The sequence below is a fragment of the Saprospiraceae bacterium genome, from assembly GCA_016719615.1.
In the GTDB taxonomy this organism is placed as follows: Bacteria; Bacteroidota; Bacteroidia; order Chitinophagales; family Saprospiraceae; genus Vicinibacter.
Genome location: JADJYQ010000001.1, coordinates 350,248 through 365,152 on the forward strand (window position 1 = coordinate 350,248; position 14,905 = coordinate 365,152).

The 14,905-nt window shown below is 38.6% G+C and carries 9 protein-coding genes and 1 pseudogene; 4 read left to right on the plus strand and 6 right to left on the minus strand.

What is annotated here, in order from left to right; translation table 11 throughout:
* The 3 genes from tsaE to IPM92_01485 all read right to left on the minus strand — a co-directional run bounded on the left by tsaE (position 1) and on the right by IPM92_01485 (position 1,807).
* Positions 1 to 438, minus strand: a complete 438-nt coding sequence (gene tsaE / locus IPM92_01475; GenBank protein ID MBK9107071.1) for a tRNA (adenosine(37)-N6)-threonylcarbamoyltransferase complex ATPase subunit type 1 TsaE — start codon at positions 436 to 438, stop codon at positions 1 to 3.
* A 162-nt stretch (positions 439 to 600) separates the two neighbouring features.
* Positions 601 to 1,308, minus strand: a complete 708-nt coding sequence (locus IPM92_01480) for a hypothetical protein (protein MBK9107072.1) — start codon at positions 1,306 to 1,308, stop codon at positions 601 to 603.
* A gap of 163 nt (positions 1,309 to 1,471) precedes the next feature.
* Entirely contained in the window at positions 1,472 to 1,807 is a 336-nt protein-coding gene (locus tag IPM92_01485; GenBank protein ID MBK9107073.1) for a hypothetical protein, read from the minus strand.
* Between the two features lie 194 nt (positions 1,808 to 2,001).
* Between IPM92_01485 and IPM92_01490 the strand changes: the two genes are divergently transcribed.
* The 3 genes from IPM92_01490 to IPM92_01500 all read left to right on the plus strand — a co-directional run bounded on the left by IPM92_01490 (position 2,002) and on the right by IPM92_01500 (position 6,159).
* The gene (locus IPM92_01490; protein MBK9107074.1) at positions 2,002 to 4,584 is read left to right on the plus strand and encodes a DNA gyrase/topoisomerase IV subunit A; all 2,583 of its coding nucleotides are present in this window, start codon (positions 2,002 to 2,004) and stop codon (positions 4,582 to 4,584) included.
* Positions 4,585 to 4,728: 144 nt separating this feature from the next.
* Positions 4,729 to 5,685: an alpha/beta fold hydrolase gene (locus IPM92_01495; GenBank protein MBK9107075.1), complete on the plus strand. Its 957-nt coding sequence runs from the start codon at positions 4,729 to 4,731 to the stop codon at positions 5,683 to 5,685.
* A gap of 168 nt (positions 5,686 to 5,853) precedes the next feature.
* On the plus strand, positions 5,854 to 6,159 hold the full coding sequence (locus IPM92_01500) for a DUF3817 domain-containing protein (GenBank protein MBK9107076.1): 306 nt from the start codon (positions 5,854 to 5,856) through the stop codon (positions 6,157 to 6,159).
* A 734-nt stretch (positions 6,160 to 6,893) separates the two neighbouring features.
* On the opposite strand, the gene IPM92_01505 is transcribed toward IPM92_01500, so the two are convergent.
* The 3 genes and pseudogenes from IPM92_01505 to IPM92_01515 all read right to left on the minus strand — a co-directional run bounded on the left by IPM92_01505 (position 6,894) and on the right by IPM92_01515 (position 12,229).
* The gene (locus IPM92_01505) at positions 6,894 to 8,180 is read right to left on the minus strand and encodes an insulinase family protein (protein ID MBK9107077.1); all 1,287 of its coding nucleotides are present in this window, start codon (positions 8,178 to 8,180) and stop codon (positions 6,894 to 6,896) included.
* Positions 8,164 to 9,566, minus strand: a pseudogene (fumC, locus tag IPM92_01510) (class II fumarate hydratase). The gene IPM92_01505 and the pseudogene fumC overlap by 17 nt, the downstream one beginning before the upstream one ends.
* A 233-nt stretch (positions 9,567 to 9,799) precedes the next feature.
* Positions 9,800 to 12,229 (minus strand): choice-of-anchor B family protein, encoded by a 2,430-nt coding sequence (locus IPM92_01515; GenBank protein ID MBK9107078.1) that lies wholly within the window; start codon positions 12,227 to 12,229, stop codon positions 9,800 to 9,802.
* Positions 12,230 to 12,365: 136 nt separating this feature from the next.
* Between IPM92_01515 and IPM92_01520 the strand changes: the two genes are divergently transcribed.
* Positions 12,366 to 14,744: a gliding motility-associated C-terminal domain-containing protein gene (locus IPM92_01520; protein ID MBK9107079.1), complete on the plus strand. Its 2,379-nt coding sequence runs from the start codon at positions 12,366 to 12,368 to the stop codon at positions 14,742 to 14,744.
* Positions 14,745 to 14,905 lie beyond the last annotated feature (161 nt).

Sequence of the window (14,905 nt, forward strand, 5' to 3'; positions counted from 1 at the left end):
TTAAAAGGTTAAGATAATCTTTCTATCCTGATTATCCAAAACTTCAATGTGAATTTGTAATAGGGAATAGCCTTTATAAAATGGTTCGGCGATTTCAGGCCATTCAATTAGAACCGGAATTTCAGATTCAAAATATTCAGTCAGTCCCAAGTCAATCACATCTTCAATTTTATTTAAGCGGTACAGATCCATATGTATGATTGAAGATAAGGACCAAGGATTTGGTTTGCAATGGTATTCATTGACGATGGAAAACGTCGGACTTCCGACTTCAGCATCGCATCCCAAATGATTGCAAATGGCTCTGACCAAACTTGTTTTACCTGCACCCATTTGGCCTTTTAGTAAAATCAAAACATCATTTTTAATGTATGTAAGGATCTGCTTAGCTACATCAGGCAATTGTGCTTCAGAAAATGTGATTACAGTCTGATTCATTTCGACAACAAAGGAAAAGAGTTCTGTTCGTATTTGAAAATATATTTAGGCTGAAGCAACATTATCAACGCTTTGTGAAACAAACCAGAAATTTGTTCAAATCTTATGAAATAAAAAAACCACAGCGCCTGCTGTGGTTTAGTTTATCTGAAAAATTCTTTTTTATTGATTTGAGATCAACAATTTCGCATCTGGTACATCTACATTTACAGAAATTTTAGTGAGATCCATCGGTCCATTCATCGACTCAACAGTATGTGGATAAACAAATCCGCCTTCTATTTCTTTGTAGTTGCTGAATTTTGTTTCTGCTTCCATTTCCTTACCTCCGGCATTGATTTTAGTTATCGTTTTTACCAGGAAATAAGTTTTAGGATCGATCAAATAATAACTCACATTTCCATTTGGATCGACACATTTTAATTTGTGGCATTCTGTTCCTTCTACATCATCCAATCCCAGATATTCCACTTTATTGCCTTTGGAAGTGTATTCATATAACTGTCCACTCAGGTCCCATTGGTTGGCACTTTGTTTGAGCATTTCGCTAGGAATCGGTTCGGGTTTGGTTTGTCCGCTAAACGGCATAAAGCTCCAACCGGAATCTGGCCTCATAATTGTCCAGGCATCCATTCCCATCACACTAAAGTCAATTCGCATCCCTTTTTTGTGAACAATGGTTGTGGTTACAGGTATTTCCATACCCTGTGCACTGACAATTCCTTCCATGACAATGGTTCGGAGATTGGTCAATTTGTCTTTGCCGCCCAATGCAATGACATATTTGTCAATAATTTCATCGGCTGATTGTGCAAAAGCAAATCCGGATACTAAAAAGAGCGTACTAATACTTAAAATGATTTTTTTCATGTATTTCAAAATTTAAACACAAAATTAGAACTTTCACAAGCCTTCCGCTAATATTTAAGTTTAATTATAGGATAATTAAGATAAATTAATTGAAAAAGCCGATGGATAGAAAAAAACCCGGCCTTCGCCGGGTTTGACGGTATCTGATAATTGGGTCTAATTGTTAACGTCTGCCATACCTTCGATCGCGATCATTTTTTTGGTTCCATAACTCCTTGTTGAATTCGCGATACATTTTCTGCAGCTTTCTTTGCTCCCAGCGATCGAGATGACCATCGCGCAACATCCATCTTTTGACTTTGCGGATGCGATCCTCCTGCATTTCCAGTAATCTAATTTCATCTCGGGTTAATTTTCCATGCCGCCATCCTTCTTCAATGTGGTCTTCAAAAATGTCGTCATCCCAGCGATCTTTTTTCTTTCCGTCCCAATCCTGGCTAAAAACGGGTCCGGAAATCCATAAAATCAGTGCGAATAGGGTCATCATTTTAGTTTTCATTTTTTTTAATTTAATGGTGAACGATTACTGATGAGATACTTTAACTGTATGATCGCTTAATCCTGTAGTTGTCTTTAACTTAATTTTAAAGCATTTGCCGGATAAAAGCCTGAAAACAAGCTGGAAAGTCAATTTATATATATTAATATCATAATACGTAAACACATTGATTATCTTTGCGTCAAACTCAAAATATGGCAAATTTGCCCCCTAAAGATGCGATTGACCACATTCTGACACTTGATGGAATGTATCAGAATTATTTTTTGGATTATGCTTCTTATGTCATTCTGGAAAGAGCAGTTCCTGCCATTGATGATGGACTCAAACCCGTGCAGCGCAGGATCTTACACAGTATGTATGAAAAGGAAGATGGACGCTATCATAAAGTGGCCAACCTAATTGGACATACCATGCAATATCACCCTCATGGTGATGCAGCCATTGGTGATGCTTTGGTTAATTTGGGTCAAAAAGATTTATTGATAGACACCCAGGGAAATTGGGGAGATTTCCGCACAGGTGATTCTGCAGCCGCCGCCCGATACATTGAAGCCCGGTTAACCAAGTTTGCTTTGGCAGTTGCATTTAATCCAGACACTACAGGTTGGCAATTATCTTATGACGGCAGAAATCAGGAACCCGTTGCATTGCCCATGAAGTTTCCATTATTGCTTGCACAGGGCGTTGAAGGAATTGCAGTTGGACTTGCAACAAAAATACTACCTCATAATTTTATTGAACTCATCAAAGCATCCATTCAGGCATTAAAAGGAAGGAAGTTTGAACTCTATCCTGATTTTGAAACAGGCGGTTCAATAGATGTAAGTGAATACAATGAAGGATTAAAAGGTGGAAGAGTAAAAGTGCGCGCAAAGATTGAATTGGAAGATAAAAAATATCTGGTCATTCGCGAACTACCTTTTAGTGTGACTACGGGAAGTTTGATCGAGAGTATCGTTAAAGCAGCAGACAAAGGAAAAATAAAAGTCAAACAGATTTCTGACAATACAGCCAAAGATGTGGAGATCCGCATTGAATTACTGCCGGGAATTTCTCCGGAAGTCACCATAGATGCTTTATATGCTTTTACACATTGCGAAGTGAGTATTTCTCCGAATTCTTGTGTTATCGATGGTGATAAACCTAAATTTTTATCCGTTCACGATCTACTGAAGCATTCCGCCCAGCACACGCGTTTTTTATTGGGTCGGGAACTGGAAATCAAAAGAGCAGAACTACTCGAAAAATGGCATCTTACATCTCTTGAAAAAATTTTTATTGAAAACCGGATTTATCGCGACATCGAAGAATGTACAAGTTTCGAACAAGTTCTTGAGGTTATCGAACTGGGTTTGAAAAAATACGTGCATACCCCCTCGATGGGAACGAAAGTCGGTAATGCGAAATACAGATTGAACCGCGAAATCAGTAAAGAAGATTTATTACATCTTACGGATATTAAGATCAAAAGAATATCCAAGTACAACAAGTTTAATACTGACGAACAGTTGAAATCTATAGAATCTGAATTAAAACAAGTTCAACATCATCTCGACAATCTTACGGAATACGCAATAGAATATTATGAGAATATACTTGAAAAATTCGGTAAAGGCAAGGAACGCAAAACGCGTTTGTTGCAATTTGAATCCATTCAGGCAACCCAGGTAGTAGCCAACAATAGTAAACTCTACGTCAACAGAGAAGATGGTTTTATTGGTTATGGTTTAAAGAAGGATGAATTTGTTAAAGAATGCAGTGATATAGACGACATCATCGTTTTTAGAAAAGATGCGAAAATGTTGGTGAGTAGAATTTCTGAAAAAACATTCGTCGGAAAAGATATTGAGTTCGTAGATGTGTGGAAAAAAGCCGACGAACGAACCACCTACAATGTCATTTATCTGGATGGGGAATCCGGCCGCGCTATGGCAAAACGTTTCAATGTTACAGGGATTACACGCGACAAAGAATACGATTTGACCAAAGGGCATCCCAAATCGAAATTGCTCTATTTTTCTTGTAATACAGAAGGGGAAGCAGAAATTGTAAGTGTATTTCTAACTGCAGGCTGTAAAGCTAAAATAAAAGCCTTCGATTTTGATTTTTCAGAAATAGAAATTAAAGGACGAAGCAGTCAGGGAAATATTGTAACCAAATACCCTGTTAGAAAAATTCAACTCAAAGAAAAAGGAAAATCAACACTGGGGGCGCAACAAGTTTGGTATGATCCTGCAACGGGTCGATTAAATACCGAAGAAAGAGGTCAGTTCCTGGGAGGTATGAACCGGGGCGACCGGATCATTTGTATTTACAAAAATGGAAGTTACGAAATTACTGAATACGACCTGAATAACAGGTACAGCTATGAGGAAGTTCTTTTTATAGCCAAATTTGACAACGATGATATTCTTTCTGCCGTTTATTTTGAAGCCGAGAAAGGCTGGTCCATGGCCAAGCGCTTTAAAATTGAAACGACAAGTTTAAATCAACGATTCGGATTTATAGGCGAAAACAAAGCTTCCAAATTGTATTACGCAACAACACATCCGGACCCTGAAGTTTTATTCACTTACAAGCGTAAAAAGGAAAGTATAGATGAAATATTAACCATAAGGGAATTCGTGGATGTGAAAGGCTGGAAAGCAATTGGTAATAAAATTGAAGATATACCTTTGGTAAAAATAATAGATCAAAGTAAAGCGGTAGTCAAGAAAGCTACCAAATCAAATTCCACTTATAAAGCCGGTGATACTTTAGAGTTTGATATGTAAATTTCAAATTGTGAGGGCAAAACTTGCTATTAAAGTTAGTTGATGGATTCGTATAAAATGATTTATTTTTTCCTGGTGCTGTTATTTTTTACCGGCTATTCTGATCAATAAACTAACAACTGTTAATATTAAACTGATAACAATATGATATTCAGATTTTTTATCGCGATCACCTGGGTCTTCTGTTCCTGCATTTTGTGCGGTCAATCTTATCCCGACAGCAGGAAGGATGGCCAATATTATACGATCAATGGAGCCAAAATTTGGACTGTAAGCCACGGGAAAGGAGATCCTTTGTTTGTTATTGCCGGGGGTCCCGGTAGTGCACATGTAGGTATGCGAAAATTGGATTCTTTATCCGCATTTTGTAAACTTGTTTATTTTGATGGCTTCGGACGTGGCTTATCAGACACTGCTTTAGATGTGAAGGAATACAAGCTCGACAGAGATGTTGCAGATCTTGAAGCTTTGAGAATTGCGATGAACTATCAAAGGATCAATATTTTCGGACACTCTTACGGAACAGTGGTAGCGCAGGCTTACGCTATAAAATTTCCGGAACAGGTGAAGCATTTGATTTTATCGGCTCCTTTTCACAGCCATGCGATGTGGCAAGAGAATGATGATAATTGCAATCATGAGATCCGGGTAAATTATCCCGAAGTTTGGGATACACTCCAAATATTGCGCAAGCAAGGTTTTAGATCGAGCGACCCTATTCATCAGGATGTTTATGGTAGGGTGCCTTATGGATTTCTCTACGCTTACAACCCCGAAAACTTTATGAGCAGAGGTCAAAATCCTTATCCGAATCGTTTTAATACAAAACTATACTATCAGATGGTCGGTAAGGATGGAGATTTTAAAGTTGGGAGTGATATTGGACGGTTTGATTTTAGAAAGAATTTGAAAACACTAAAAATGCCGGTACTCATTTTAGCGGGCAGGTATGATCGCGTTGCGGTTCCCTGGATGCAGGTTCAGTATAAGAAATTTTGTCCGCAGGCGGAGTTTCATCTTTTTGAGAAAAGCGGGCATAATACCTTCGTTGAAGAACCTGGAAAAACATTTTCTATTATTCGCCAGTTTTTAAGTAAATAAATATTTGCCTTTTCATAATTTGAGCGCCAGATGATTTTCGCTTCTGAATATTAATTTTTTCCTTAATGGTGACTACATTGAATTCTGGGCATTAAAAATTTATTTGAGTAAAATTAATTTTTCCTTGATTATTAAACTAAAGCCAATTAATTACGTTCCTATATACTTATGAATCATTTAAAAATATATCGCCTCGTAGGTTTTCTTGAAGGCATTTCTTATATTTTATTATTGGGGATTGCAGTGCCCTATAAATACTTAGGAGGAAATGATATCGGTGTCAAACTATTGGGTATGCCCCATGGTTTGTTATTTATGGCCTATATTGGCTATAGCATTCATTTTTATGATAAGCTGAATTGGAAATGGTCAACGTTGGCATATGCTGTATTGGCCTCTTTACTCCCCTTTGGCACTTTGATTTTCGACGCCAAAGTTTTGAAACCAATTAAAGACCAAGTACCAAAGTCATAGAGCAAAGATTATAGAGTAATGATTATAGAGCAAGGATTATAGAGTGAAGATTAAATTTGAAATTCGGACCCCATAAATAAATTGAAAATAATTGTATTATAGTTGAACTAACATTCGTTAGATTTTTTTTTTCTATCAGACTATCAGACTATCAGACTATCAGACTATCAGACTATCAGACTATCAGACTATCAGACTATCAGACTATCAGACTTCTTGCTACTAGCCTAAAATTTTATGAAAACGCTAAGGCACATGATCCCAGAAAGCAGCAATTAAAAATCCAAGAACTTTAACATATAAAATATTTCATTATATCATAAGTGGGTCCAAAATGGACTTGGATATTCTTCATGAACGCGAAAGAGAGTTGATCAATTTTCTATTTAATTACAGAAGAATACTTACAAATTGAAATGGTTTAAATATGGATGTTTTGAGATTTTGGATGGGTATTTATACTAACATATGTTTGGTTAATGAACAAACATGATCAAACAAAAAATATTCTGCTTCCAAAAATGCTGTTGCGTACCTACGGCACGCGCTTTATGTAATCGCATTGAGCTACCGATATTTTGTCCCTACGGGACAGAGGAGGGTAAGATGTACAGATAATTATGTTTTCTACGGATAGCGGAATCCCTTAAAAAATCAAAAAGCTTTGTGTTTTGGTCTTCCAGCTCTATGCTTCCATCTGAAAGCTTTCAGCTTATAGCTTTGAGCTTCTCGCTTTAATCTTCCTCCTTCCTGTAATACAAACTAATTTTTTCATCAAATGGAAAATATTTTAAAGCAGCCTCGCGAATGTTTTCGGTTGTAAGTTTTTTGTAATTTTCCAATTCTGTAAAAATCAATTCCGGATTTCCAAGCCATTCGGCATAGGAAAGATTGAGTGCTTGATTCATCAATCCTACCTGACTGAACAAATAGGCACTTTCGTTTTTGTTCATGAATTTTTCCCAGGTGTGATCGTCCAAGTTGTCTTGTTGAAGAGTTCGGATTATTTCCCAAAACTCGGATTCTGCTTGCTCTATGGTGTGTGCAGGATTTATTTTTCCTTCAACAATGATTAAACCCGGATCTATTGTTGACGTGATGTAACAATCGATGGCGGAGCAAATCATTTTTTCTTTTTTAAGAATTTTGTAGAGTAATGAACTTTTGCCTTCAGCCAGGACATCTGTTAAAAAATCGACTGCATAAAAATCCGAATCCATTCTTCCGCAATATGGGAAAGCATAATAAAAAGCTTCTTCGGGCAATTGTTTTCTGTTAGTATGGGTTCTGCTTTCAGTTAGTTTGGGTTCGACAAGTTTTTTTCTAAGTACAGGTAAGCCGTTTTGAATACCAGCAAAATGTTTGTTGATGTATTTTTTAGTTTCTTCGATATTTATTTTTCCACTGATCACCAATACCGCATTTCCGGGATGGTAATATTGATTATAAAAAGCCTCTGCATCCTGTATGTTCAGTGTTGCCAATTGTTTTGGATCTGAACCAATAACCGGCCAGCGATAAGGATGAACTTTGTAAGACATTTGCATGAGTTCATGTGAGAACATTCCATAGGGATTGTTCATATACATTTCACTGAATTCTTCCAGGACAACGCGCTGCTGTGTTTTAAAATCTTTTTTAGAGATATGAAAACCACTGATCCGATTGGCTTCCAATGCTAAAATCAATTCCAATTGAACCGCTGGTGCAACGGAATAATATTGTGTAGTATCCGTCGTTGTGAAAGCATTACAATCGCCCCCAGCATTTTGCAATAGTTCGTCAAAATCGACACCAGGTCCGCAGTTTGAAAACATGAGATGTTCAAATAAATGGGCCAATCCCGTTTTGTCCGGCTGTTCATCTCTGGAGCCTACCTTGTACAACATACAAACGGCAACCAATGCGGTATTTTCCTCCGGTTGCAGGATGACCGTCAGTCCGTTATCGAGATGATATTTCTCGAAAGCCGGAATGAGAGCATTGCTATTTGTTGGAAAAGGATTATGATTTTGTTTCACCTACCATATTTTCGGGAATGACCCATTGATCAAATTCTTCTGCAGTAAGGTATCCCAGTTGAATGGCTGTATCTTTTAAAGTAAAACCATTTTTGTGTGCGGTTTGGGCAATCTCTGCAGCTTTGTAATAACCTATTTTCGGATTGAGAGCCGTCACCAACATCAGCGAATTGTCGAGATGCTTTTTAATATTTTCGGGAATGGCTTCAATCCCTGTAGCACATTTGTCGTTGAAAGAAACGCAAACTTCACCAATCAGCCTTGCTGAATGCAGAAAATTGTAAATCATCATGGGTTTGAAAACATTCAATTCAAAATGTCCGTTAGATCCACCTATGTTGATCGCCACGTCGTTGCCCAAAACCTGCGCAGCAACCATGGTCATGGCTTCACACTGTGTAGGATTCACCTTTCCGGGCATAATAGAAGAACCGGGTTCATTGTCGGGAATGAACAATTCACCAAAGCCACATCTTGGGCCGGAGGCTAACAGTCGTACGTCATTGGCTATTTTCATTAAACTGCAGGCTACTGTTTTTAAAGCGCCATGTGATTCGACGATGGCGTCGTGAGCAGCCAGTGCTTCAAATTTGTTTTCGGCTGTTCTGAAGGGTAATCCCGTTAAATTAGCAATATGCCGGGCCACATTTTCCGAATATCCGGGCGGTGTGTTGATCCCAGTTCCGACCGCAGTAGCTCCTAGAGCCAATTCAGACAAATGGTCCAGCGTATTTTCAATGGCGCGTATTCCATGATTGAGCTGCGATACATATCCCGAAAACTCTTGGCCCAGGGTAAGGGGAGTGGCATCCATCAAATGCGTACGTCCGATTTTAACGACTGTTTTAAAGCTTTCTGACTTTGACGGAGTGTATCTCTTAGCTTTTTCAAACCCGGCAGTGTGACATCGTTTAGGATCTTATAAGCAGCTAAATGCATTGCCGTTGGAAACGTATCATTGCTGGATTGAGATTTGTTGACATCGTCATTGGGATGTATCGATTTTTTTTCATCGAGCAACGAACCTCCTTGCAGTACATGAGCTCTGTAGGCGATGACTTCGTTGACATTCATATTCGACTGGGTTCCCGATCCCGTTTGCCATACTACAAGAGGAAACTGCTCATTCCATTGCCCGCTCAGTATTTCATCGCAAACCTTTGAGATCATCGAGCATTTTTCAGCTTCGAGCACTCCTGCATCGAGATTGGCCAGAGCGGCAGCCTTCTTGAGATATGCAAAGGCAAAAATGATCTCAATGGGCATCCGGTTGGTATCGCGGGCAATTTTAAAGTTTTCGATAGATCGCTGGGTTTGAGCACCCCAGTATACATCGGCGTGGACTTCAACGATCCCCATGGTATCTTTTTCTTTTCTATAGTTCATATATGGAATTTGGCAGCGCAAAGGTATAACGATATGGAGGAATTTTGAACAGAAATTTTAGAATCAAGGCCTTTTCACTATATGGCTGAGTAAACTCTATTTTGCCACTACTAACATTTGTTAGTTTTGTTTTATACTTTTTAATTTGTAATTATACAAAAGTCAAAATGGTTTATTTAAACAATCATTCCAAATAAACGCTTTTGAGCTTTATCAATAATGAAAATTGCATTTTACATTTTCACGAATGTTCCTTTGAAATTTCTACCGCTTACATATAACCAATACATACCCGGTGGAAGTTCTGATATTTTAATTACATGTTCTCCATGAAGTATGTTTGCTAGTTTCATGTGGACTCTACCGTAAAGATCTGAAATATTCAAAGTTGCAGGGAATGGAATGTTATCCGGAAGAATCAAATTAATATATTCTTGTGCAGGATTGGGATTCATTTCGATAGCTCCGTAAGTATTTTTTGATCCTGAATTTACTTTACCCTTACATTGAAAGCCATCAAAAGCTGCAATCAGCCGGATCTCTTTGTAAAAACTATCCGGATGGTTGTACAGCGTAAAGATGAAATGCGCAGAATCGCGTTTATATCCCTCCACGTTTAATTGAATGCTCGATACAGGATTAAATTGTCCGCTTAAATTCTCGGAAACGTTTTCCAAATATAAAAGGGTATCATTGAGTTGTAGCCAGATTTGTTTGGTCGATTGGTAGCCGCCATATGCCCAGGCATGGTAACTGAGTTCGATCTCGTCGTAAGCACTCAGATCCATGGGTGGCGATTGCAGGGATAATTGTCCTTTGAGATTATAGGCTGTATCCGAAATTTCGTAGTTGCTGGTATAATATGCATAATTCCCAAAATCAGTGTCTATGTCCTCAGTTGGAAAATTGCTGAAACGAAAAGCAAGTTCTTCAAATGTTCCTCTTTTCCACGATACCTTGGAATCTTGCGATGCATGGCTTGTCCATTTCAGATCGTGCAAAAATTCATCCTGATAAGCTTTGTTTAAATCCAGCTGTAGTTGCAGATTTCCATTGACGGAAACATCAGCTTTAAATTCTGTTTGATATGACCATTTTCCGGCGGAGATATTCCATGGCTGGCTGTAAATATTTGTAGCATACACCTGGCCTAAAGAATCACTTTGATAGCGATATTCAAAATCATGATTATATAAAACGACTTCTGCATTTTGAATGGCCAGACCTGTTTGTCTGTCGCTTATCTGCAAGGACACATCATAGACCGGTAGTTCCAACAGATCTATATTCAGGTAGATGGTGCTATCCTGTTTAAGTAGAATCGTATCTCTGTAAGGATAAAATCCCTTTTTCGAAACGAGGATATAGGCCGTATCGGATAAGCCAAGTCCTGTTTTAATGACACCATTTAAGCCAGAAAAAGCCTCAGCACTAATACCTCTGCTGTTCAATTCCATTTTAGCGTTGTGGATGGCAGAACCGTCCCGAAACGAACGTATGTTAGCCTCCAAATAAGCTGCCTGGTTGTTGTCGTATTTCAATACAAACATTCCGTTTTCGATATCTGAAGCTATACACAAACCGTTTTTAAAAAAGGGGTAAACGGACCAGCAACCATGGAATCCCTCCTTGTATTCTTCATGGGTATCGTACCAGGCTACTTCCACCAAATTGTATGGATCGCGCGTATCCAAAATACGAACACCTTCTGTATAATAGGATACATACAAACGATCGTTAGTATGAAAAACATTGTGTGGGATGACCGTTGGATATTCTTTGTTAATCACTTTGTAACTGTCTGATTTTCGAATCAATTCAAGATCTGTCAGGTCCCATGCCTCCACACTGGCGCCTTCCGTTTCGTCAGCGGTATAGAGTATTTTTCGATCTTTTTCGAGCCATACGGAATGGGTAAAATGACCGGCTGTAACTTGGTCGGTAATCCGACTTACTTTCATTTTATCTTTACTATCAAAGATGCTGAAAACTCCGTTCAATAATTCGGCGCAATAAATAGTATCTCTATAGGCAAATACTTCATGACAATAATGTTCCTGGTTATGGTAGATCACTACCGGATTCCATGGATCTTGAGAAGGATCAAGGATTGCAAAAGCATTTCCAATTTTTTTTGCACCCGACAAGTAGATCAGCCCATTTTCATCAACAAATAGGGTATGTGCTGTATTAAATTCCAAGGTATCACCAGTACTGGCCAAAAAATGCTTAACAAACTTATGCGGTAGGGAATCTTTTGGCGAATGAAGGTCCACTACTAGCAAACCGCCCGAGGATTCATTAACGACATAAGCAAAGTTGCCACTGGTTTTGATCTCGCGCCAGGGAGAAGAAAATTCTTGGATGAATTTAAGCTCAAGTGGTTTGGAAGGATTTTCGAGAGAATAGATGCGCAAACCTTCATAAGTTCCTAATAGGGCATATTCGATGCCACTTGCATCCGTATAGCCCCAGATACTTGAAGCGTGTTCGGGAATTTTTACTTGTCCAGCTTTTTCAAGATGAAAACCCTTTTGACTATTTGAAGTAGCTGATAATAAGGATAATACACATATTAAATATTTAGCAATTAATTTTTTTACATTAAATTTCATGTGGTTTTTGTTTTTTTTACGGTTTTCAACCAAGACTCCAGGATGCATGAGAACTTGTTTTTCTTAAAACATTTAAGATATTAACACCCGAAGCTAAAGTTAGGTATGCGCTATTTACTAGGTCAAATTTTAACATTCACACCGCTGTTAATTAACTATTTTTGTCCCGCTTAAATAAATTCTGATGCGAATAGTCTTTGCTTGTTTTATAGTGAGTTTCTTTCAATTGACCTTAGGTGCTCAACCCTTGATGTTTATCGATAAATCTGATTCCATCAGGGCGAAAGCCGTAGATGTGGCCGGCGATGATTTCGGGGCCTGGTTTTCTGTGATCACCAAGGAGGATTCCACATTGGCCATGATCCAGTTTGATTATTGTGGTGAAGTGGAACAAAGCCATCGAATTGAATTGCCCTTGGGCGTTAAAATCAGTCAAGCCCAAGTCGTTCATTTGGGCCAAAGAAAATACCTGATCACCGCAGTAGCTCATGCTGGTTTGACATCGCGTATTCTGGTGTTTTATGCGAATAATGCAGTGATCACTTCCGCCCAAGTTCTGGGTTCTGCAAGCGCAACTGAGCATTTAACACCAATGCTTTCTGTATTCGAAAATGATCAAATCCTATTGGGCTACCAGTATCGCAATGCAAATAGGATTTTAAGCAGCCGAGTTGTTTTACTGGATAGTTTGCTGAATCCTTTATGGTCTAAGCATTTATCAGATAGCAGCGATCTGAGATGGGTCCTGATGACCAGAGATGATGAGTTTGTAGTAGGAGATGGAATCCACGTTCGTAAATACAATACCAATGGAAATAATATCTGGTCCAGAAGTATCGGTGGAGCCACGCTCATGCAGAACACCGTTTTGCATAGTGACAGTCTGATCATTTTTGGTACGGATTACATAGATCCCATTCCTGACACCGGGCAAATTAAGCGATCTAAATTTAAACAAGTAATAGCCATACATGAAAATGGAGATTTCAAATGGGAATCAGACCGCATCCGCAATTTGCGTCAGCCCGGAATATTAAATGAATACAACAATAGATTGTTTTTGGACGGAACCAGGCAAGTAGTTTTTCATGGTGTAGATACGGTATCCAGCAATCAAAATCCATCTGTGTTCGCACATAAGATCAATAATACAGGTCGTGTTTACGAATCACTTTATTTCAAAGCAGAAGATACCATTCGCGATTATAAAGCTGGTCTTATCAACGATGGTAATGTGGGGATCTGTGCTGTATTGGGCAATGACAGCATAGGCAAAGGAATGTTGAATGTAAAATCGGCGACCAAACTGGATGTTTGCGATAGTGCGAAATTCAATTTTTTGCAGAGAGGATTCATTAACATCCAGGAAATGTCAAACTTGAATGCCAGAGATTCTGCAACCACCAGACAAGCCATCAATTTTAGAGCTATAGAAGAATCAGCATCATTTATCAGGCAGTGTGAAAAATTCGATTTACAGGACAGCGAAATTCCAGAAGTTTTGTGCAAAGGTGATTCTATTTTCCTCGCAGGTATCCAAATTCCCAATGCACGATATGAATGGAGTAATGGTTCGATGCAGGCAGGCACCTGGGTAAAAGAAGCCGGAAGATATAGCGTTAAAATAGAGTATTGTGGAAAATCTGCAGTGATCACATATATCGTCAGTTACAGGACATTTCAGGATGTTGTATTCAATATAGCTGAATGCAATTATCCTAGAAGATTGTTTGCCGACCAATTTGAAAACTCTCGCTACAAATGGCAAACGGGAGATACAACTTCAGCCATTGATGTAAATGGTCCGGGTACCTATAACGTAACAGTAACCAAATGTGAAGTAGATTTCAAAATTACCTTTCATGTAAGTTTACCGGTTTTTCCAAATGATGTTTTTGATTTTAATGTGTGTGCTTATCCGGATACCCTATATCCATTTCAAGGATCCGGAGCAACATATGTATGGGATAATGGTACTACCAACGGCTTTCGCCAGATTACCAATCCGGGAACATACAAGGTTACCATATCATATTGTCAATCTACATTTACCAATACATTTAACATTAGTTTACTAAGTGACAATGCACTTTTTATATCCGATACATGTAATGCTTTTCCATTACCACTGGCAGTTGTGAAACCCAAAGGAACTGAAGAAGTTATTTGGAATACCGGTCAAACTACAGATACCATTCAAGTCTCAAAACCGGGCAGGTATTCCGCACAAGTTGGAGATTGTATACAAAATTTTGATGTAGGAGTTATCGAGGAAAAAATCTTGCAATTCCCCAATGTATTTGTTCCCCAATCGCAGATCATGGAAAATCAATCTTTCAAACCCTATTTTAAAGACGCTTCCACCATTACCAAATATCAACTCAGCATTTTTAACCGTTGGGGACAAAAAGTATTCGAGACCACTAAACTCGATGAGGGCTGGGATGGTGTTTTTGAAGGCAATCCCGCTAACGTTGATACCTATACCTATTATGCAAAGTATGACCGAGCCGGATGCGGAGTGAGTTCGCATGTCAAGGGATCGGTGACGCTGGTGAAGTAGTTGGCAGTTTGCAGTCCCGATAAATTTGTAACATTATTTAACAATAATATTCTAAGTAAATTTATCGGGATCAGTAGGCAGTTGGCGGTGATTGGTTGTTAGTTGCTAGTTGTTGGTTGTTACGACTAACAATTGTTCGTTTTAAGATAAACAGCCATCCT